This window comes from Sphingomonas aquatilis (assembly GCF_014196115.1).
Lineage (GTDB): Bacteria > Pseudomonadota > Alphaproteobacteria > Sphingomonadales > Sphingomonadaceae > Sphingomonas > Sphingomonas aquatilis.
Genome location: NZ_JACIDB010000001.1, coordinates 332,999 through 352,076 on the forward strand (window position 1 = coordinate 332,999; position 19,078 = coordinate 352,076).

Annotated in this window: 17 protein-coding genes; 13 read left to right on the forward strand and 4 right to left on the reverse strand. The window is 66.3% G+C overall.

What is annotated here, in order from left to right:
• Positions 1–10 precede the first annotated feature (10 nt).
• Complete coding sequence (locus GGR47_RS19360) at positions 11–232, forward strand: Rmf/CrpP family protein (RefSeq protein WP_371859735.1); 222 nt, start codon at positions 11–13, stop codon at positions 230–232.
• Positions 233–630: 398 nt separating this feature from the next.
• Positions 631–846, forward strand: coding sequence for a hypothetical protein (locus tag GGR47_RS01575; protein ID WP_147036102.1), 216 nt, complete (start codon positions 631–633; stop codon positions 844–846).
• A gap of 409 nt (positions 847–1,255) precedes the next feature.
• Here the strand turns inward: GGR47_RS01575 and GGR47_RS01580 are convergent, their stop codons facing one another.
• Positions 1,256–1,681, reverse strand: a complete 426-nt coding sequence (locus tag GGR47_RS01580; RefSeq protein ID WP_244305038.1) for a JAB domain-containing protein — start codon at positions 1,679–1,681, stop codon at positions 1,256–1,258.
• 108 nt (positions 1,682–1,789) lie between these two features.
• On the opposite strand from GGR47_RS01580, the gene GGR47_RS01585 reads away from it, so the two are divergent.
• The 9 genes from GGR47_RS01585 (at position 1,790) to GGR47_RS01625 (ending at position 12,113) form a co-directional block, all read left to right on the forward strand.
• Positions 1,790–2,584, forward strand: coding sequence for a thymidylate synthase (locus GGR47_RS01585; RefSeq protein ID WP_147036103.1), 795 nt, complete (start codon positions 1,790–1,792; stop codon positions 2,582–2,584).
• Entirely contained in the window at positions 2,581–3,060 is a 480-nt protein-coding gene (locus tag GGR47_RS01590; protein ID WP_147036104.1) for a dihydrofolate reductase, read from the forward strand. Before GGR47_RS01585 ends, GGR47_RS01590 begins: the two co-directional genes overlap by 4 nt.
• Positions 3,061–3,184: 124 nt before the next feature.
• A complete protein-coding gene (cobS, locus tag GGR47_RS01595; RefSeq protein ID WP_017977566.1) occupies positions 3,185–4,189 on the forward strand; it encodes a cobaltochelatase subunit CobS in 1,005 nt (334 codons plus the stop codon).
• An 8-nt stretch (positions 4,190–4,197) separates the two neighbouring features.
• Entirely contained in the window at positions 4,198–6,024 is a 1,827-nt protein-coding gene (cobT, locus tag GGR47_RS01600; protein ID WP_147036105.1) for a cobaltochelatase subunit CobT, read from the forward strand.
• Positions 6,025–6,204: 180 nt separating this feature from the next.
• Entirely contained in the window at positions 6,205–7,422 is a 1,218-nt protein-coding gene (locus GGR47_RS01605; protein ID WP_147036106.1) for a dipeptidase, read from the forward strand.
• Between the two features lie 12 nt (positions 7,423–7,434).
• Positions 7,435–8,373, forward strand: a complete 939-nt coding sequence (locus tag GGR47_RS01610) for a bifunctional riboflavin kinase/FAD synthetase (RefSeq protein WP_147036107.1) — start codon at positions 7,435–7,437, stop codon at positions 8,371–8,373.
• Positions 8,374–8,412: 39 nt separating this feature from the next.
• Entirely contained in the window at positions 8,413–11,202 is a 2,790-nt protein-coding gene (gene ileS, locus GGR47_RS01615) for an isoleucine--tRNA ligase (RefSeq protein WP_147036108.1), read from the forward strand.
• Positions 11,195–11,704, forward strand: coding sequence for a signal peptidase II (gene lspA / locus GGR47_RS01620; protein ID WP_116462034.1), 510 nt, complete (start codon positions 11,195–11,197; stop codon positions 11,702–11,704). The genes ileS and lspA overlap by 8 nt, the downstream gene beginning before the upstream one ends.
• Positions 11,697–12,113: a DUF3035 domain-containing protein gene (locus tag GGR47_RS01625; RefSeq protein ID WP_017977575.1), complete on the forward strand. Its 417-nt coding sequence runs from the start codon at positions 11,697–11,699 to the stop codon at positions 12,111–12,113. Before lspA ends, GGR47_RS01625 begins: the two co-directional genes overlap by 8 nt.
• 376 nt (positions 12,114–12,489) lie before the next feature.
• Here GGR47_RS01625 and metC read toward each other — a convergent pair whose 3' ends face one another.
• The 3 genes from metC to GGR47_RS01640 all read right to left on the reverse strand — a co-directional run bounded on the left by metC (position 12,490) and on the right by GGR47_RS01640 (position 16,160).
• A complete protein-coding gene (metC, locus tag GGR47_RS01630; RefSeq protein ID WP_147036109.1) occupies positions 12,490–13,704 on the reverse strand; it encodes a cystathionine beta-lyase in 1,215 nt (404 codons plus the stop codon).
• Complete coding sequence (gene sseA, locus GGR47_RS01635) at positions 13,694–14,548, reverse strand: 3-mercaptopyruvate sulfurtransferase (RefSeq protein WP_147036113.1); 855 nt, start codon at positions 14,546–14,548, stop codon at positions 13,694–13,696. The genes metC and sseA overlap by 11 nt, the downstream gene beginning before the upstream one ends.
• Before the next feature lie 67 nt (positions 14,549–14,615).
• Positions 14,616–16,160 (reverse strand): cryptochrome/photolyase family protein, encoded by a 1,545-nt coding sequence (locus tag GGR47_RS01640; protein ID WP_167509738.1) that lies wholly within the window; start codon positions 16,158–16,160, stop codon positions 14,616–14,618.
• Between the two features lie 29 nt (positions 16,161–16,189).
• Here GGR47_RS01640 and queF point away from each other — a divergent pair, with 29 nt between their 5' ends.
• Both queF and GGR47_RS01650 read left to right on the forward strand, forming a co-directional pair.
• Positions 16,190–16,636, forward strand: a complete 447-nt coding sequence (queF, locus tag GGR47_RS01645) for a preQ(1) synthase (protein ID WP_147036110.1) — start codon at positions 16,190–16,192, stop codon at positions 16,634–16,636.
• A 123-nt stretch (positions 16,637–16,759) separates the two neighbouring features.
• Complete coding sequence (locus GGR47_RS01650) at positions 16,760–19,036, forward strand: glycosyltransferase family 4 protein (protein ID WP_147036111.1); 2,277 nt, start codon at positions 16,760–16,762, stop codon at positions 19,034–19,036.
• Positions 19,037–19,078: the final 42 nt, after the last annotated feature.

Below are 19,078 nucleotides of genomic sequence, written 5' to 3' on the forward strand. Positions count from 1 at the left end.
GCGCATGGAAATGCATGATGACCGTGATGACTTGGTATCGGCGTTCAACGAGGGAAAGGACGCCGGATATAACGAGGATCGGTGGGCGGGTGAGTGCCCATACAAACCTCACGACAACCTGGCCATGCGAGACGAATGGATGAAAGGCTTTTCGGCCGGCCGAAAGATGATAGCCGAAATGCGCCCGAAGCTATCGTTTTATCGTGATCCTAAAGCTGCCCCGCGTTGCTGATCACCTGCGCCAGTCGATTCACCGATCCGCGCTGAATTTGGCCGCATGTATCCACGCCAGAACATCTATCAGTCGCCTGCCTTGAAAAAGAAGGCGGTGGCACCCATGTTGTTTGCACCGCGTACTCTCCTGAGCTTTGCGTGGCTGAGAGACTCTGCGCTCCCGCTCGACGGAGGCGCCGATATGGACGTAAACTACATTCTTGGCCGGGATCAGGTCTCCCTTCATAACGCCGACATAGCCAGCGATGTGTCGGCTCGCCGTTCGCATCGCGAAATGGCTCGATCATATGGCCGCATGTTGAGCGATGCTGGCTTCCCGCATTCCGATTCGTCTCTTGACGAAGCACAGCGAGCCTCCTTCCATGATGGGCTTGCCGCTAACAAGGGGGCGGCGAAGTGAGCAGGGCGATCAACGTCAATCTCGAGGTTGCGACCGTACGTCAGTTATCGGCAAAGCATAATGCAGCGATAAGTGTCGTCGAATCCCTCATATCGGGTGGCACGCGGGTTGTTTACAACAATTCGGTCGATGCTCAAGAAATGCGAGCCGTCTTCACCAAGTCCATCATCAACGGCACCGTGACCCGGACGAAATGGGTACGAAATGCTTGATGCCGCACTTTCGGCGCGCTGGACGCAAACGGATATCACAAGTCTGCGTGCGCTTCAGGCAACGGGCGCTGACCTGATCGGGTTGACGAAAGCCCTGGGTCGATCGGCAGGTGACGTTTCTCGCATGGCGCGAAGGTTGCGGCTGCCGTTATAGGTGTGAAGGCTGGATGGCAAAGCGCAGGCGGCCCGTAGGCTGTCATTCTGGTCGCACCGAAGTGATCGCCGGCCCTTCTAATTTCACCCCATCCGCCCCACATACCATCTCATGCCGCGAGCGCTTTGCCCCGCTGCCCCCTTCCAGTCTCCGGTTCGAACATTCGGGTCTCCGATCCCGCACGTTACGTATCGTCCACATCGTCCACTTTGGAATCCGCGGTACGGCCCCGCCGCGTCCGAATCCGCGCCCGATTCACACCATCCCGAGCGCGCGCAGACTGATGATGCGGTCGCCCGCCAGGATCAGATGGTCGAGCAACTCCACCTCCACCGCCGCGCACACACGGGCGAGCGCACGGGTGTAGGCGAGGTCGGCGGGGCTGGGGGTGGCATCGCCGCTCGGGTGGCCGTGGCCCAGGATCAGCGCGGCGGCGTCATGCGCCAGCGCGCCCGCGATCACCATGCGCAGCGACAGCGCGACCGACGCCCGCCCGCCGCCGACATCGATGCGTCCGAGAAGCCTCCGTTTCGGATCGAGATACAGCACCGCCGCGCGCTCCACCGCGTCCTCCGCCAGCCCGGCGAACAGCCGCGCCGCCGCCGCGACGCCGGTCACCACGGGGGCGGGGGGCGAAGCGGGCAAGGGGGCCATGACCGGGAAGGGGGGCGTCGTCGTCACGCTTATGTCCTGTCACGCCGCGCCATGCCGTGCAGCGCCCCGCGCATCCGTTTCGGAGCAAGTCCCGCCGGACTGGCGACTCGCACCCGCCTCCGCTACCCAGCGGGGATGCGCCAATATCTCGACCTCATGGACCGCGTGCTCACCAGCGGTGCCGAGCAGATGGACCGTACCGGCACCGGCACGCTCTCCGTCTTCGGCGCGCAGATGCGCTTCGACCTGCGCCAGGGCTTCCCCGTGCTCACCACCAAGAAGCTGCACCTGCGCTCGATCATCATCGAACTGCTGTGGTTCCTGCGCGGCGACACCAACGTGCGCTGGTTGCAGGAGCAGCGGGTGAGCATCTGGGACGAATGGGCGGACGAGGCGGGCGAGCTCGGCCCCGTCTACGGCAAGCAATGGCGCGACTGGGATGCGGGCGACGGCCGCCACATCGATCAGATCGCCGAGCTGATTCAGCAGATCAAAACGCAGCCCGCCTCGCGTCGCCAGATCGTGTCGGCGTGGAATCCGGGCGAGCTGCATGCGATGGCGCTCGCGCCGTGCCATTGCCTGTTCCAGACGCATGTCGCGAACGGCCGGCTGTCGCTGCAACTCTACCAGCGCTCGGCCGACATCTTCCTCGGCGTGCCGTTCAACATCGCCAGCTATGCGCTGCTCACCCACATGCTCGCGCATCAATGCGGGCTGGAGGTCGGCGAGTTCATCTGGACCGGCGGCGATTGCCACCTGTACACCAACCACCTCGATCAGGCGCGCCTGCAGCTGACCCGCCAGCCCGGCCCGCTGCCCCGCCTTGAAATCCGGCGCACGCCGCCAGGGATCGATCAGTACGAATACGAAGACTTCGTCCTGCACGATTACGCGGCGCAACCGCATATCAAGGCGGCCGTGTCGGTATGATCACCTTCCACCTCGCGCGCGCCGACAACGGCGTCATCGGCCGCGACGGGCAGCTCCCCTGGCGGCTGCCCGCCGATCTGAAGCGCTTCAAGGCGCAGACGATGGGCCGCGCGATGGTGATGGGGCGCAAGACGTTCGAAAGCTTCCCGTCGCCGCTCTCCGGCCGTCGCCACATCGTACTGACCCGCGATCCCGCTTGGACCGCCGAGGGCGCCGAGGTGGCCCACACCCCCGCCGCCGCGCTGGCGCTGGCGGGCGACGACGTCGCGGTGATCGGCGGCGCAGAGGTCTTCGCGCTGTTCCTCCCCCAGGCCGACCGCATCGAACTCACCGAAGTCCACGGCGACTATTTCGGCGACGCCACCGTCCCCCCGTTCCGGGGCTGGCGTGAGGTGGCCCGCGAGGATCACCCCGCCGGGGGCGACCGCCCCGCGTACAGCTTCGTGACGCTCGTCCGCCCCGACGCGGCGCACTGAAGGCACCGCCATCGCTTGACGCGGCGGCGATCCGTTTCCACTGGTAGCCGGTGGGTCATTCACGCGCTTCGTGCGTTGGGGGTGGCTGCCTCTTGCCTCGCTTCGAAAACGGTGCCCCGACCCGATGACCGACATTCCCAACACCCAGCCTGACAGCCGCGAAACCACGATCCTCGACGCCCCCGACAAGATGGTCGGCGTCCGCGACCTGTTCGGCATCGACAGCGACATGGAAGTGCCGGCGTTCAGCGAGGCGGACGAACGCGTCCCCGATCTCGATCCCGCCTATGTCTTCGATCCCGACACGACGCTGGCGGTGCTGGCGGGCTTCGCCCACAACCGCCGCGTGATGGTGCAGGGCTATCACGGCACCGGCAAATCGAGCCACATCGAACAGGTCGCGGCGCGCCTCAACTGGCCGTGCATCCGCATCAACCTCGACGCGCATATCAGCCGCATCGATCTGATCGGCCGCGACGCGATTGTGCTGAAGGACGGCCAGCAGATCACCGAATTCCGCGAAGGCCTGCTCCCCTGGGCGCTGCAGACGCCGACCGCGCTGGTCTTCGACGAATATGACGCCGGCCGCCCCGACGTGATGTTCGTCATCCAGCGCGTGCTGGAAACCGAAGGCAAGCTGACGCTGCTCGACCAGAATCGCGTCATCCGCCCGAACAAATGGTTCCGCCTGTTCGCGACCGCCAACACCGTCGGCCTTGGCGACACGAGCGGCCTCTATCACGGCACGCAGCAGATCAACCAGGGTCAGATGGACCGCTGGAACATCGTCGTCACGCTCAACTATCTGCCCGCCGCGACCGAGGCGCAGATCGTGCTCGCCAAGTCGGGCGAATACGACAAGCCCGAAGGCAAGAAGCAGGTGGATAACATGGTCCGCGTCGCCGATATGACGCGCAAGGGCTTCATCAACGGCGACATCTCGACCGTCATGAGCCCGCGCACCGTCATCACCTGGGCGCAGAACACGCTGATCTTCGGCGACGTCGGCTTCGCCTTCCGCCTGTCGTTCCTCAACAAGTGCGACGAGAACGAACGGCCGCTGGTGGCGGAATATTACCAGCGCGTCTTCGGCAAGGACCTGCCGGAGAGCGTGGTGGGGAAGGCTTGACGGCCGGCGTGTCGAACGAAACCCCTCTCGACCAGTTCAAGGCGGTCCTGTCCGGCACCGCGCGGGCGATTGCTGAGGAGCCGGAGGTGGAGCTCGCCTTCACGGCCGATGCGCCGTCACAATCGGGCAAACATATCAAGATTCCGATGCCCGCGCGCGCGCTGCCGGCCGAGCAGGTGGCGGAGGCGCGTGGTTTCGCCGACGGGTTCGCGCTGCGGTTGAAGCATCACGATAGCGCGATGCACCTGCGCCACGCCCCCGCCGAGGCGGTGGCGCGTGCGGTGTTCGACGCGGTCGAGGGTGCGCGCGTCGAGGCGCTGGGCAGCCGCGGCTATGCGGGTATCGCCGACAATCTGCGCCATGCGCTCGACGTGCGGTTGCGCGCCGATCCGATCACCCGCGCCCGCACGCGCGAGGAGGTGCCGCTGTCGACCGCTTTGTCGCTGATGGTGCGCGAGGCGCTGACCGGCCAGCAGGCACCCGCCGCCGCCGCGCCCGGCCTGGCGCTGGTGCGCGACTGGATCGAGCAGCGCACCGATCTGTCCGGCCTCGCGCTCGCGCTCGACGACCAGCGCGCCTTCCAGTCCCTCGCGATGAAGATGCTCGCCGAGTTGGAGCTGATCGAGGGCGAGGTGAAGCCCGAGGAGGCGGACGACGGCGGGTCGGAGGACGAGGGCACCGACGATCAGCAGCAGGACGAAGGCGAGGACAGCGAGGACGAAGACGCCGGCCAGGGCGAAGGCCAGGTCGACGCGCGCGGCGAACAGCAGCAGTCGGACAGCGACGATAGCGAGGGCGAAGAGTTCGGCGAGGACTCGATGGACGACCTCGACGGCGAGGCAGGCGAGGATGGCGACGACGGCACGCAGCCCGTCCGCCCCAACCGGCCGAGCGGCGACTATATGCCGCAGTTCGACTACAAGCCGTGGACGACGCAGTTCGACGAGGTGATCGCGGCGACCGATCTGTGCGACGCGGACGAACTGGCGCGGCTGCGCGGCTATCTCGACCAGCAACTGGCGCATCTGCAATCGGCGGTGTCGAAGCTCGCGAACCGGTTGCAGCGCCGCCTGATGGCGCAGCAGTCGCGCAGCTGGGATTTCGATCAGGACGAGGGCATGCTGGACGCCGCGCGGCTCGCCCGCGTCGTCGTCAACCCGACGCAGTCGCTGAGCTACAAGATCGAACGCGAGACCGACTTCCGCGACACCGTCGTCACGCTGCTGATCGACAATTCGGGCTCGATGCGCGGCCGCCCGATCGGCATCGCTGCGATCAGTGCCGACATCCTTGCACGCACGCTGGAGCGCTGCGGCGTGAAGACCGAGATCCTCGGCTTCACCACCCGCGCCTGGAAGGGCGGGCAGAGCCGCGAGACGTGGCTTGCTGCCGGTCGCCCGCCGCAGCCGGGCCGCCTCAACGACATCCGCCACATCGTATACAAGAAGGCCGACGAGCCGTGGCGGCGCGCGCGCAACAACCTCGGCCTGATGATGCGCGAGGGGCTGCTCAAGGAAAATATCGACGGTGAGGCGCTGCTGTGGGCGCACAACCGCCTGATCGCGCGACCAGAGGATCGCCGCATCCTGATGGTCATCAGCGACGGCGCGCCGGTCGACGATTCGACGCTCTCGGTCAATTCGGGCAGCTATCTCGAACGGCACCTGCGCCAGGTGATCGGCTGGATCGAGAGCAAAAGTCCGGTCGAACTCGTCGCGATCGGTATCGGGCACGACGTCACGCGCTATTACGCACGCGCCGTCACGATCATGGATGCCGAACAGCTGGGCGGCACGATCATCGAACAGCTCGCGGCGCTCTTCGATACGCCGTGAGGATGGCCGGGGGGCGGACACATCGGCTCTGGATTGCATCGCTCCGCTCGCAATGACGACTCCCTGCGATGCCTCCGGCCCTAGCACTCCCTTCGGCGTAGCGATTTCGGGTGGCTCATGCTCCGGCGATTGCCCATAGTCGGCTCCAGGGGGCGGACGATCCCCGCGGGAGACGGCGGCATGCGCAAATGGCTGATCGGCGGCGGTGTGATCCTCGCGCTGGCACTCGCCGGCTTCTTCGGCATCGCGCCGGTATTGATCGACCGATCGATGAACCGCGTCATACCCGTGCCGATCCGCGTCACACCGCAGGCCCGCGCGCTGCACCGCACGCTCGCCATTGCCGACATGCACGCCGATACGTTGCTATGGCGCCGCGACCTGCTCGATCGCGCCTCGCGCGGTCAGGTCGACCTGCCGCGGTTGCAGGCGGGCAATGTCGCGCTTCAGGTGTTCTCGTCGGTCACCAAGACGCCCAAGCACCAGAATTACGACGCCAACGGCGCCGATACCGACAATATCACCTTGCTCACGATCGCGCAGATGCAGCCGCCGCGCACCTGGGGGTCGCTGCTGCAACGCTCGCTATGGCATGCGGAGAAGCTGGACCGCGCCGCTGCGGCGTCGGGAGGACAACTGCGCCTGGTGCGCGCGCCCGCCGACGTCGACCGTCTGCTCGCCGATCGCAAGGCGTGGACGCAATGCTATGGCGACCATTGCCTCACCGCCGCGCCGGTCGGGGCGATGCTGTCGATCGAGGGGTTGCAGGACCTCGAAGGGCGGCTCGACAATCTCGATCGCCTGTATGCGGCGGGCTTTCGCATGGCGGGGATGGCGCATTTCTTCGACAATGACGTCGCGGGATCGATGCACGGCATCGCCAAGGGCGGCCTGACGCCGTTCGGCCGACAGGTGATTGCGGCAATGGAAGCGAAGGGCATGATCGTCGACGTCGCGCATGCCAGCCACGCCGCGGTCGCCGACATCCTGCGCGTCGCCAGGCGCCCCGTCGTCTCCAGCCATGGCGGCGTGCAGGCGACTTGCCACGTCAACCGCAATCTGACCGACGCGGAGATCAAGGGCATCGCCGCGACCGGCGGGGTCGTCGGCATCGGCTATTGGGACGCGGCGGTCTGCGCGACCGATCCCGCCGCCGTCGCCCGCGCCATCGCGCATGTCCGCGACCTCGTCGGCGTCGACCACGTCGGCCTCGGCTCCGATTTCGATGGCGCGGTGACGACCGGGTTCGATACCAGCCAGCTCGTCGGGATCACGCAGGCTTTGCTCGATCGCGGCTTCACGCCGGATGATATCGCCAAGGTGATGGGTGGCAACGTGCTGCGGCTCCTGCGAAACGGTCTTGCGCCCGCTCTTGCTCCGGGGGCGCCACGGTCCTAGGGCGCGCATGACATGGAGCGGCTGGACGGCGGCTCGACGGTGCCGCCGCATCTGGCCGGGGGGATCGTCGCGCTCGGCAATTTCGATGGCTTTCACCTCGGTCACCAGGCGGTGGTCGGGCAGGCGGTCGCGCGGGCCCGGGCCGAGGGGCGGCCGGCGCTGGTCGCGACCTTCGATCCGCACCCCGTCCGCCACTTCCGCCCCGACACGCCGCCCTTTCGCCTGACCACGCTCGACCAGCGCGAACGCCTGTTCGCGGCGGCGGGAGTGGATGCGATGGTCGTCTTCGCGTTCGACGCGGCCCTCGCGGCCTTGTCTGCTGAGGCCTTTGCCGAACGGCTGGCGGCGCGGTTGCAGGTGGCGGGCGTCGTCACCGGCGAGGATTTCACCTTCGGCCAGGGCAAGCGCGGCGACGTCGCGATGCTGGCGGCGCTCGGCACGGCCCATGGCTTTACCGCGGAAACGGTCGGTGCCGTGACGCTGGACGGGGAGACGGTGTCGTCCAGCCGCATCCGCGCGTTGCTGCGCGCCGGCGATCCGCGCGGGGCCGCACGCCTGCTCACCCGCCCGTTCGTGATCAAAGGCACCGTGCAGCACGGCGACAAGCTGGGCCGGACGATCGGCTATCCCACCGCCAATCTCGACTTGGGCAAATATCTCCGCCCCGCCTACGGCATCTATGCCGTCACCGCGCGATTGCCCGACGGGCGACAGGTGCAGGGCGCTGCCAATCTCGGCATCCGCCCGACCTTCGATCCGCCCAAGGAATTGCTCGAACCCTATTTCTTCGACTTTTCCGGCGACCTGTACGGCCAGACGATCGAGGTCGCGCTGATCGACTATATCCGCCCCGAAGCGAAGTTCGACAGCCTCGACGCGCTCACCGCCCAGATGGAGGCGGATTGTGCCGAGGCACGGGCGCGGCTCTCCGCTGGGCCCCGAGCATTGTGAATGACACGTTCACACCTTGCCGCTAAGCCGTAACGACCTATGAGCGACACGCCCGACACTGCCAAAGATTGGCGCGACACCGTCTTCCTGCCGAAGACCGACTTTCCGATGAAGGCGGGCCTCGCCGCGAAGGAGCCCGCGATCCTGGAGCGCTGGGCGCGGATCGGCGTGTACGATCGCCTGCGCGAACAGCGTAAGGGCCGGGATTTGTTCGTTCTTCACGACGGCCCGCCCTATGCCAACGGCGACATCCACATGGGCCATGCGATGAACAAGGTGCTGAAGGACATCATCGTCCGCAGCCAGTCGCTGATGGGCAAGGATGCCCCCTATGTGCCCGGCTGGGACTGCCACGGCCTGCCGATCGAATGGAAGGTCGAAGAGGCGTATCGCGCCAAGAAGCAGAATAAGGACGAGGTGCCGGTCGCGCAGTTCCGCGCCGAATGCCGCGCCTATGCCGATCGATGGGTGGGTGTGCAGCGCGACCAGTTCCAGCGCCTCGGCGTGATGGGCGACTGGGCCGACCCCTATCTCACGATGAATTACGACGCCGAGGCGACGATCGTCGGCGAGTTGCTGAAATTCGCCGAAAGCGGCCAGCTGTACCGCGGCGCCAAGCCCGTCATGTGGTCGCCGGTCGAAAAGACCGCGCTGGCCGAAGCCGAAGTCGAATATGAGGACATCGTCTCGACGCAGATCGACGTCGGGTTCGAGATCGACCATGCGCCCGAAGCCGACATCCTGGTCGGCGTGACCGCGGTCATCTGGACGACGACGCCGTGGACGATTCCCGTCAACCAGGCGCTCGCCTATAATCCGGCGCTCGATTACATCCTCTTCGGCTGCGGCGGCCGGCGTTTCCTCGTCGAGGAAAACCTGATGGGTGCGTTCATGAAGCGCACCGGTCTGAAGATGGAAGAGTTTATCGCGCTGGTGAAGGGCGCGGTGCTGGAAGGCGCGACGGCGAAGCATCCGATGCATGGCCTCGGCGGCTTCTTCGCCAAGCCGCGGCCGTTCCTGGCGGGCGAGTTCGTGACGCGCGATGCCGGCACCGGCCTCGTCCACATGGCGCCCGACCACGGCGAGGACGACTTCCTGCTGTGCAAGGCGCATGGCATCGACCCCGTGTTCGCGGTCGATGGCGCGGGCATGTACCGGCCGGACTGGGCGTGGCTCGGCGGACAGGGCAGCGTCATCAACAAGAAGTTCACCAGCGCCGAAGGCCCGATCTGTTCGGACCTGCGCGCGGCGGGCGCCTTGCTGTCTGCGAGCGACGATTTCGCGCACAGCTACCCGCATTCGTGGCGGTCGAAGGCGAAGGTGATCTTCCGCGCGACGCCGCAATGGTTCATCCCGATGGACCGCCCGATCCTGAACGATGGCGAGGGCCGCGCCAGCAACGGCGCGACGCTGCGCGAAACCGCGCTCGATGCGATCGAGCATACGCGCTGGGTGCCCGAACGCAGCCGCAACCGCATCCGGTCGATGGTGGAGGGGCGCCCGGACTGGGTGATCAGCCGCCAGCGCGCCTGGGGCGTGCCGATCGCGCTCTACGTCAATCGCACGACCGGGGAGTATCTGAACGACGCTGCGGTCAACGCGCGCATCGTCGCCGCCTTCCGCGATGGCGGTGCGGATGCGTGGTTCACCGCGGACCACCAGACGCTGCTCGGTGCCGATTACGATCTCGCCGACTTCGAACCGCAGAACGACATCCTCGACGTGTGGTTCGACAGTGGCTCGACCCACGTCTTCACCGTCGAGGCGCGGTACGGCGCCGACGTGCGCGCCAACCTGTACCTCGAAGGCAGCGACCAGCATCGCGGCTGGTTCCAGTCGTCGCTGCTGGAAAGCTGCGGCACGCGCGGGCGCGCGCCCTATGACGCGGTGCTGACCCATGGCTTCGCGCTCGACGGGCAGGGGCGCAAGATGTCGAAGAGCCTCGGCAACGTCGTCGATCCGCTGAAGGTGATCGGCGAAAGCGGCGCGGACATCCTGCGCATGTGGGTCGCCTCGACCGACTATTTCGACGACGTGCGCATCGGCAAGGAAGTGCTCGGCACCGCCAGCGACGGCTATCGCAAGCTGCGCAACACCTTCCGCTACCTGCTCGGTGCGCTCGATGGCTTCACCGAGGCGGAGCGCGTGCCGGTCGAGGCGATGCCGGAGCTGGAACGTTATGTCCTCACCCTGCTCGGCCAGCTCGACATGGACCTGCGCGAGGCGGCGGAGGCGTATGAGCTCAACCGCTACCTGCGCCGCCTGACCGATTTCGCGAACGAGGACCTGTCGGCCTTCTTCTTCGATATCCGCAAGGATTCGCTCTATTGCGATGCGGCGACCGATCCCAAGCGCCGAGCCTATCGCACCGTATTGGACGTGCTGTTCCATGCGCTGGTCCGCTATGCCGCGCCGATCCTGTGCTTCACCGCCGAGGAAGTGTGGCAGGCCCGCTTCCCGAGCGACGACGGGTCGGTGCATTTCCTCGAATGGCCCGAGCTGCCCGCGCTGCCGGGTGACGAGCCGCTCGGCACCGACTGGGCCGACGTCCGCTCGTTGCGTGCGAGCGTCACCGAGGCGATCGAGCCGCTGCGCCGCGAGAAGAAGGTGAAGTCGAGCCTGGAAGCGGAAGTGACCGTGCCCGAGATGCCGCTCGATGCGGCGGCGCTCGCCGAGACGTTCATCGTTGCGCGGGTCAGTGAGGGCGACGAGGTGACCGTGACGCGCACCGACTATCACAAATGCGGCCGCTGCTGGCGCCACCTGCCCGACGTCGCGGTGGATGGCGATCTGTGCACGCGGTGCGAGAGCGTCGTCGGTCATGCGTAACCTGCCCGTCTCCGGCCTGGTCACCGCCGCGCTGCTCTTCGTCGCCGATCAGGCGTCGAAGTTTGCGATCACCGACGTGCTGCAACTCAACGATCTGACCGCCGAACGCTACGTCACGCCCTTCTTCAACCTGCGCTTCGTCGCCAACCACGGCATTTCGCTGGGGCTGCTCCACGCCGATACCAACACGATGCGCTGGGCGCTCGTCGCGATGACCGGTGCGATCGCCATTGCCGTGGCGATCTGGATGACGCGCGAACCGGCACGGCCCGACCGCATCGCTCTGGGCGCCATCCTGGGCGGCGCGCTGGGCAATATCGTTGACCGCGTGCGCTTCGGTTACGTCGTCGACTTCGCCGATCTGCACTTCGGCGATTGGCGGCCCTTCCTTGTCTTCAACGTCGCGGATGCCGCGATCACCCTCGGCGTGCTGGTGCTGCTTGTCCGCGCGCTCCTGATGCGCGACAAGCGCGACATTCCCTCGGAGAATCCCCATGCGTAAGTCAGTTCCGATTCTCGCCGGCCTCGCCTGCGTCGTTCTCCTCTCGGGCTGCGGCAAGCGCGGCTACGACCGTGCGCGTCCCGACGAATTCGCCGTCGCGCGTCAGGCGCCGCTGGTGATCCCGCCCGATTTCGCGCTTGTCCCGCCGCAGCCGGGCGCCGCCCGCCCGCAGGACAATCAGGCGACCGCGCAGACGCTCGACGCGCTGTTCGGCGGCAACACGGCACGCAGCGCCGCGGAGAATGGCGTCGTCAACCAGGCCGGCGGCGACGCGGCGGATGCCGGCATCCGTTCCGAGGTCGGTGACCCGCAGACCAACGTCGTCGACAAGGGCGCGACGACGCGCGACATCGTGGCCGCCCCCGAAGGCGACGGCCAGGACGCGCGCGCGGCGGCGACCAAGAAGTAACGCTTCCCCCGAGTCCGGGACACGCTGCCCGACCGTCGATAGAATCGACGGTCGGGTAAGTCGTTTGAAGGGCGGCCGGAGTCGCCGACGCCGTCCTACATCTGGCCATTTCGCTATGGAGCGGGACGGCCTCAGATCAGTCCGTCATGGCAAACGCAGCGAAGCCATCCATAGCCGGACCAGGACGCCCTGAATCGCCGCGCTACGCTCGCGATGACGGCTCAGTTTCGGCCGGACTTTACTCCGCCGTGGCGCGGAAAGACGAACCGGTCCGCCCGTTGACATGAGCCTATTGGAAACGATGGACCCCGAACGTTTCCGTTAAGGTGTTCATGGTGTCTATGCCGCCGCCGGGGAGGCAGCGGCACTCGCCCGGTCAGGCACGCGCCCGAAACGCGGCGAGCCCCCGGTCGAGGTCGGCGATCAGATCGTCCGGGTCTTCCAGCCCGATTTGCAGGCGGACCAGCGGCCCGGCATAGTCCCGTGGCGCCGCGGTGCGGATGCGCGCCGGATCCGCGGGGATGGCGAGGCTTTCGAACCCGCCCCAGCTATAGCCGATGCCGAAATGGTCGAGCGCGTCGATCAGCGCGGCCCGCGCCGCCTCGTTGCCGCCGTTGAGCACGAAGGAAAACAGCCCGCTCGATCCCTTGAAGTCGCGCACCCAATAGTCGTGGCCGGGGCAGGACGGCAGGGCAGGGTGGAGCACCTGCGCAACCTCGGGCCGGGTCGACAGCCATTGCGCGATGGCCAGCGCGCTCTTCTGATGCTGGGCGAGCCGGACCGCCATGGTGCGCAGGCCGCGGCTGCCGAGCCAGGCATCATCGGGCGACGTCACCTGCCCCAATTGATAACTGACGTCGCGCAGAGCCGCATAATGGCCGGGCGCGGCGGTCACCGACCCCAGCATGACGTCGCTATGCCCGACGACGTACTTCGTCGCGGCGAGGATGGTGAGGTCGATGCCCTTCTCGATCGCCGGGAAGAACAGCGGCGTCGCCCAGGTGTTGTCGAGCATGGTCGTCAGCCCGTGGCGCTTGGCGACGGCGACGATCGCGGGCAGGTCCTGCACCTCGAAGGTCAGGCTGCCCGGGCTTTCGAGGAAGATAGCCTTGGTGGCGGGGCCGATCAGCTGCTCGATCCCTGCACCGATCAGCGGATCGTAGAAGCGCGTGGTGACGCCGAACCGCTTCAACAGCTGCATCGCCTGTCCCCGCGTCGGGTCATAGGCGCTGTCGACCAGCAGCAGTTCGTCGCCCGGCGACAGGACGGACAGCAACGCCGCGGCGATCGCCGCGACGCCCGAAGGGTAGAGGAACGTCGCCTCCGCTCCTGGCTCGAGGCTCGTCAGCGCATCGGCGAGGCTCCATTGCGTCGGCGTACCGCGGCGGCCGTAATAGAGGCGGTGGTGCGTGTCGCCATGCCCATTGGCGCGCAGATCGGCGATGGTGTCGTAGAGGATGGTCGAAGCGCGCCAGACCGGCGGATTGACGATCCCGGCGGTCCATTCGGGGCGGCGGCCCGCCTGGACGACGCGCGTGGCGTCGCCCAGGCGAGCTTCCGGGGAGGTTTCGTCGTCGGAGTTACGCGTCAACGGCTTCCTTGGCTCCCATGGCCTTGGGCGTCGAGCGATCCGCTCCCCATTCCGACCAGCTGCCGTCGTACAGCGCCGAATCCTTGCCCAGCAAGTGCAGACCGAATGCCAGCGTGGATGCGGTGATGCCCGAACCGCAGGTCAGCGTAATGGGTTTGTCCAGGTCGACGCCCGCACCCTCGAACGCGGCCCGCAGCGCGTCGCCCTGTTTCCAGGTGCCATCGGCGTTGAAGATGCCGGTGTACGGCAGGTTCTTCGATCCGGGGATATGGCCGGCGTGCGTCGCTGGGCGCGGATCGGGTTCCTCGCCGGTGAAGCGCGCCGCCGATCGGGCGTCGAGCACTTGTTCGGCCCGGCTGTCGACGTTCGCCTTCATCTGGTCGAGGTCGCGCACGGTCTTCTTGTCCGCCCAGACGGTGAAGTGGCGGTGGCGCAGCTGTTCCTTGCCGCTCGCCGTCTCACGCCCCTCGGCCTGCCATTTGGCGAGGCCGCCGTCGAGGATCGCGACATCATGGGCGCCGAACGTGCGCAACATCCACCATGCGCGCGCTGCGGTATGCCAGGGGGAATTGTCGTAGAGGACGATGCGGCTGCCATCGCCCAGCCCCAGGCTCTGCATGCGGCTGGCGAACTTTTCGGCGGAGGGCAGCATCATCGGCAGATTGCTGTCGGTATCGCGCAGCTCGCCGAGATTCATGAAAACGGCGCCGGGGATGTGCGCTGCTTCATATTCCGCTGCCGCATCGCGACCCAGCGCGGCGTCCACATAAGTGGCATCGACGATCCGCAGGTCGCTTGCGCCCATCTCTGCGGCCAGCCATTCGGTCGTCACCAACGCGTCCATCACACTCTCTCCATTCACGTTTGCACGTTCACGTTCGGGCTACGCTGGGGAGGAGTGCCCGGCTGTCTCAATAACCGGATTCGCCTGTGGTGTCGAGACTCTGTAAGAAAGTTTTAGCTTGAGCGCGTGTTTCATTACGAGATTGCGCGCTTTGCTTCTTCCATGTCGCGTACGGCATGCGTAGCCGCTGGTTGTCGCCAAGCTTGCCTTCGTGCCGCGCCAGGAAATCCCAGTAGAGGGCGTTATACGGGCAGGCATCCTCGCCCACCCGCTTCTTCACGTCGTAGCGGCACTGCCCGCAATAATCGCTCATCCGGTCGATATACGCGCCCGACGAAATGTACGGCTTCGATCCCAGCAGGCCACCGTCGCCGAACTGGCTCATGCCGAGCGTGTTGGGCAGCTCGACCCACTCATAGGCGTCGACATAGACTTCCAGATACCAGCGATGCACCTCGGCCGGATCGGCGCCGATCAACAGCGCGAAATTGCCCGTCACCATCAGCCGCTGGATGTGATGCGCATGCGCGGTCTCCAGCGTCTGGCCGATCGCTTCCTTCAGGCAGTGCATGTCGGTGTCGCCGGTCCAATACCAGCCGGGCAGCTTGCGCTTATGGTTCAGGAAGTTGCGGGTCAAATAGTCGGGCCCCTCGCGCCAATAGATGCCGCGCATATATTCGCGCCAGCCGATAATCTGGCGGATATAGCCCTCGACGGAGTTGAGCGGCGCACGGCCGGCGCGATATTCCGCCTCGGCGCGGCGGCACAGGTCGAGCGGATCGAGCAGGCCCGAATTGATGTAGGGCGACAGGATCGAGTGCCACAGATAGCGCTCGCCGGTCAGCATCGCGTCCTCGTAATCGCCGAACTGCGGCAGCGCCTTGGCCAGGAAATAGGCGGCCTGTTTCTCGGCATCCTTGGCGGTGACGGCATAAGCGAAGCTGTCAAGCGTGCCGGGGTGGTCGGCAAAGCGCTCCGCCACCAGCGCCAGCACCTCTTTGGTGACCGCGTCGGGTTTGAAGACATGCGGCTGCGGCATGAACAGGTCCGCCTTGGCGGGCTTGCGATTCTCCTTGTCGAAGTTCCAGCGGTCGCCGACGGGTTTCTTGCCGTCCATCAGCAGCCCGGTCTTGCGACGCATGTCGCGATAGAAGAACTCCATGGTCAGCTGCTTGCGCTCACTGGCCCAGGCGTCGAATTCGGCATGCGTGGCGACGAAGCGGTCGTCGGCACGGATCTCGACGGGGATGCCGAAGATCGTTTCCCAACTCTCCAGCATCGCCGCAACGCGCCATTCGCCGGCCTCGGTCACGACGATCCGGTCGGGCGCGTGCCGCTCCACCGCGCGCGCGATTTCGCCGGTGAAGCTGCCGGCATTGTCGGGATCGTCGAGCTTGACGTAATCGACCGTCCATCCGGCCTTTTCGAGCGCCTTGGCGTGGTGGCGCATCGCGGACAGGATATAGGCGATCTTCTGCTTGTGATGGCGGACGTAGGTCGTCTCGTCGCCGACCTCCATCATCAGTACGACCGTATCATCCGGGTCGGCATCGCGCAGCGAGGACAATGTGGGCGTCAACTGGTCGCCCAATACGGGAACAAGCGTTTTCATCCGGCCTCGCGTCTCCTACATGGGCCGCCATGACCCCGATGCATCTTGGCCAGACCAGCCAGCTGCCCGCTTCTCCCGAAGAAGCGGTGCTCGATTATGTTCCCAATCCGCGTCTCGGCACGACGTATCTCGTTCGGTTTGCGGTGCCCGAATTCACGTCGCTGTGCCCGGTGACGGGGCAGCCCGACTTCGCGCACCTCGTCCTCGACTATGTGCCGGGCGACACGATCGTCGAATCAAAGTCGCTGAAGCTGTTCCTCGGCAGCTTCCGCAACCATGCGGCCTTTCACGAGGATTGCACCGTCGGCATCGGTCGGCGGCTGTTCGACGAGATGAAGCCGCAATGGCTGCGGATCGGCGGCTATTGGTATCCCCGCGGCGGCATTCCCATCGACGTCTTCTGGCAGTCGAGCGCGCCGCCGGCCGACCTGTGGCTGCCCGATCAGGGCGTTGCGTCCTATCGCGGGCGAGGTTGATCGAGATCAGCATCATTGCCAGGTTGCACTGCAACATGAGTGCAACCTTTCGGCCGATCGGCTGTTCATCCCTCGGCAAGGTTGCGGCTCTGCCCGTAATGTTGCGCCAGCGAAGGATGAGGTATGGTGACCACGGCAGCACAGGGTGACGCGATCCGGCATCTGGCCTTGATCGGGAACTTCCTGCCGCGCCAATGTGGTCTGGCGACGTTCACGACCGACGTGTGGCAGGCGATGCGCGATCGGTTCCCGGACGTGCAGGTCGACGTCTATGCGATGGACGATCATCCGGGCCGTTACGCCTATCCCCCCGCGGTGACGGGGACGATCCCGCAGCACGATCTGTCCGCCTATCTTTCGACGGCGCGCACGATCGAAGCGAGCGGCGCGCAGGCGATCTGGGTGCAGCACGAATACGGCATCTATGGCGGGCCAGCTGGCGAGCATCTGCTTAGCCTGCTCGATCGCACCACTTTGCCGGTCATCGTAACCCTGCATACGGTCCTGGAAAAGCCGAACGCTGACGAGCGTCGCGTGCTGGAAGGCCTGTTGCATCGCGCTGCCAAGATCGTGGTGATGGCCGAGCGCGGTCGCGACATCCTGCGCCGCGTCTATGGCGCAAATCCGCGCCAGATCGCGATGATCCCGCACGGCGTGCCCGACCGCGCGTTCGTCGATCCCGAGACGTTGAAGCCGCGCTTCGGCTGGCAGGGACGCGACGTCGTGCTGACCTTCGGCCTGCTCGCCCCAGGCAAAGGCATCGAGACGATCATCGAGGCACTGCCCGCGATCGCGGAGCGGCATCCCAATCTGCTCTATGCGGTGTTGGGCGCCACCCACCCCAATCTCGTTGCGCATGAGGGCGAGGCGTATCGCGATCGGCTGAAGGCGCTCGCCGATCAGCTGGGTGTCGGCGACAATGTCGCGTTCATTGACGGCTTCGTCGAGCATGACGAACTGCTCGACTATCTGCAGGCCGCCGACATCTATGCGACGCCCTATCTCAACCCCGCGCAGATCACGAGCGGGACGCTGTCCTACGCGGTCGGTGTCGGCAAGGCGGTCATTTCGACGCCCTACGTCCACGCGACCGAGATCCTGGCGGATGGCCATGGCGTGCTGGTCGACTTCCGCGACGTCGCCGCCTTCGCGCGCGAGATCGATCGCCTGCTATCGAGCAAGCGCGACCGGACGCGGCTGGCGCAGCGTGCCTATGATCGCGGTCGCACGATGATCTGGCCCCGGCTCGCCGAATCGGCGCTGCACGAACTGGAGGTTGCCGTCGCCTCGCGCCCGCGCCGCCTCGCCCAGTCGGCGCCGCATGGCCTGCGCGCGCTGGAGCCCAATTTCGCGGCGGTCGAGCGGATGAGCGATGCGACCGGCATGCTGCAGCATTCGATCTATTCGGTGCCCGATCGCCGCCATGGCTATTGCATCGACGATAATGCCCGTGCGCTGATGCTGATGAGCGCGATGGACGACCTCGATCCCGTCGCGCGGGACAAATGGACGACGATCTATGCCTCGTTCATTCAGTACGCCTGGAATCCGGAGGCACGACGGTTCCGCAACTTCATGAACTTCGACCGGACTTGGTGCGAAGACGTGGGGTCGGAGGATTCGAACGGCCGCGCGATCTGGGCGCTTGGCGTCACGGCGCGCGACGGCAAGGACGCCAAGCATCGCGACTGGGCGCGGACAATGTTCGATCGCACCGCCAGCCTGGCGCTGGAGCTGGGGTCGCTGCGCGCGCAATCGTTCGCGATGCTGGGTGCCGCAGCGATGCTGGAGACGTCGCCGGGGCATGAGCTTGCGCGATCGATCCTCCAACGCTTCCCGGACGATCACCTTGCACTGCTGGCGGCAGCACGCCGGCCGGAATGGCGCTGGTTCGAGATCGTGCTGGCCTATGACAACGCGCGCCTGCCACAGGCGCTGGTCGTTGCCGGTCAGGCGCTGGGCCGACAGGATTTGATCGATTGCGGGCTGGAGACGCTCGACTGGATCGTCGCCAAGCAGACGTCGCCGGAGGGGCGCTTCCGCGCGGTGGGCACGGAGAGCTTCCATCGCCCCTATGCCGATCCGTTGCAGTTCGATCAGCAGCCGTTGGAGGCGCAGGCGACGGTCGATGCCTGTCTCGCCGCCTGGCGGGCGACGAGCGACGCGCGCTGGGTCGCCGAGGCGGAGCGGGCGTATGGCTGGTATCTGGGCCACAACGACCTCGACCTGCCGCTGGCGACGGCCGCGGACGGCGGCTGTTTCGACGGCCTGATGCCGACCGGGCTCAATCGCAATCAGGGTGCGGAGTCGATCCTGGCGCTGCAGCTGGCAAGTTGTGCGATTTCGGGGCTTTCAAAGGCGACCCAAGGCGTGGCAGGGACATCGCGCGCCGTCGCCTGATACGATCGGGTGACGACGTCATAACGACCGGTCGACGAGGGT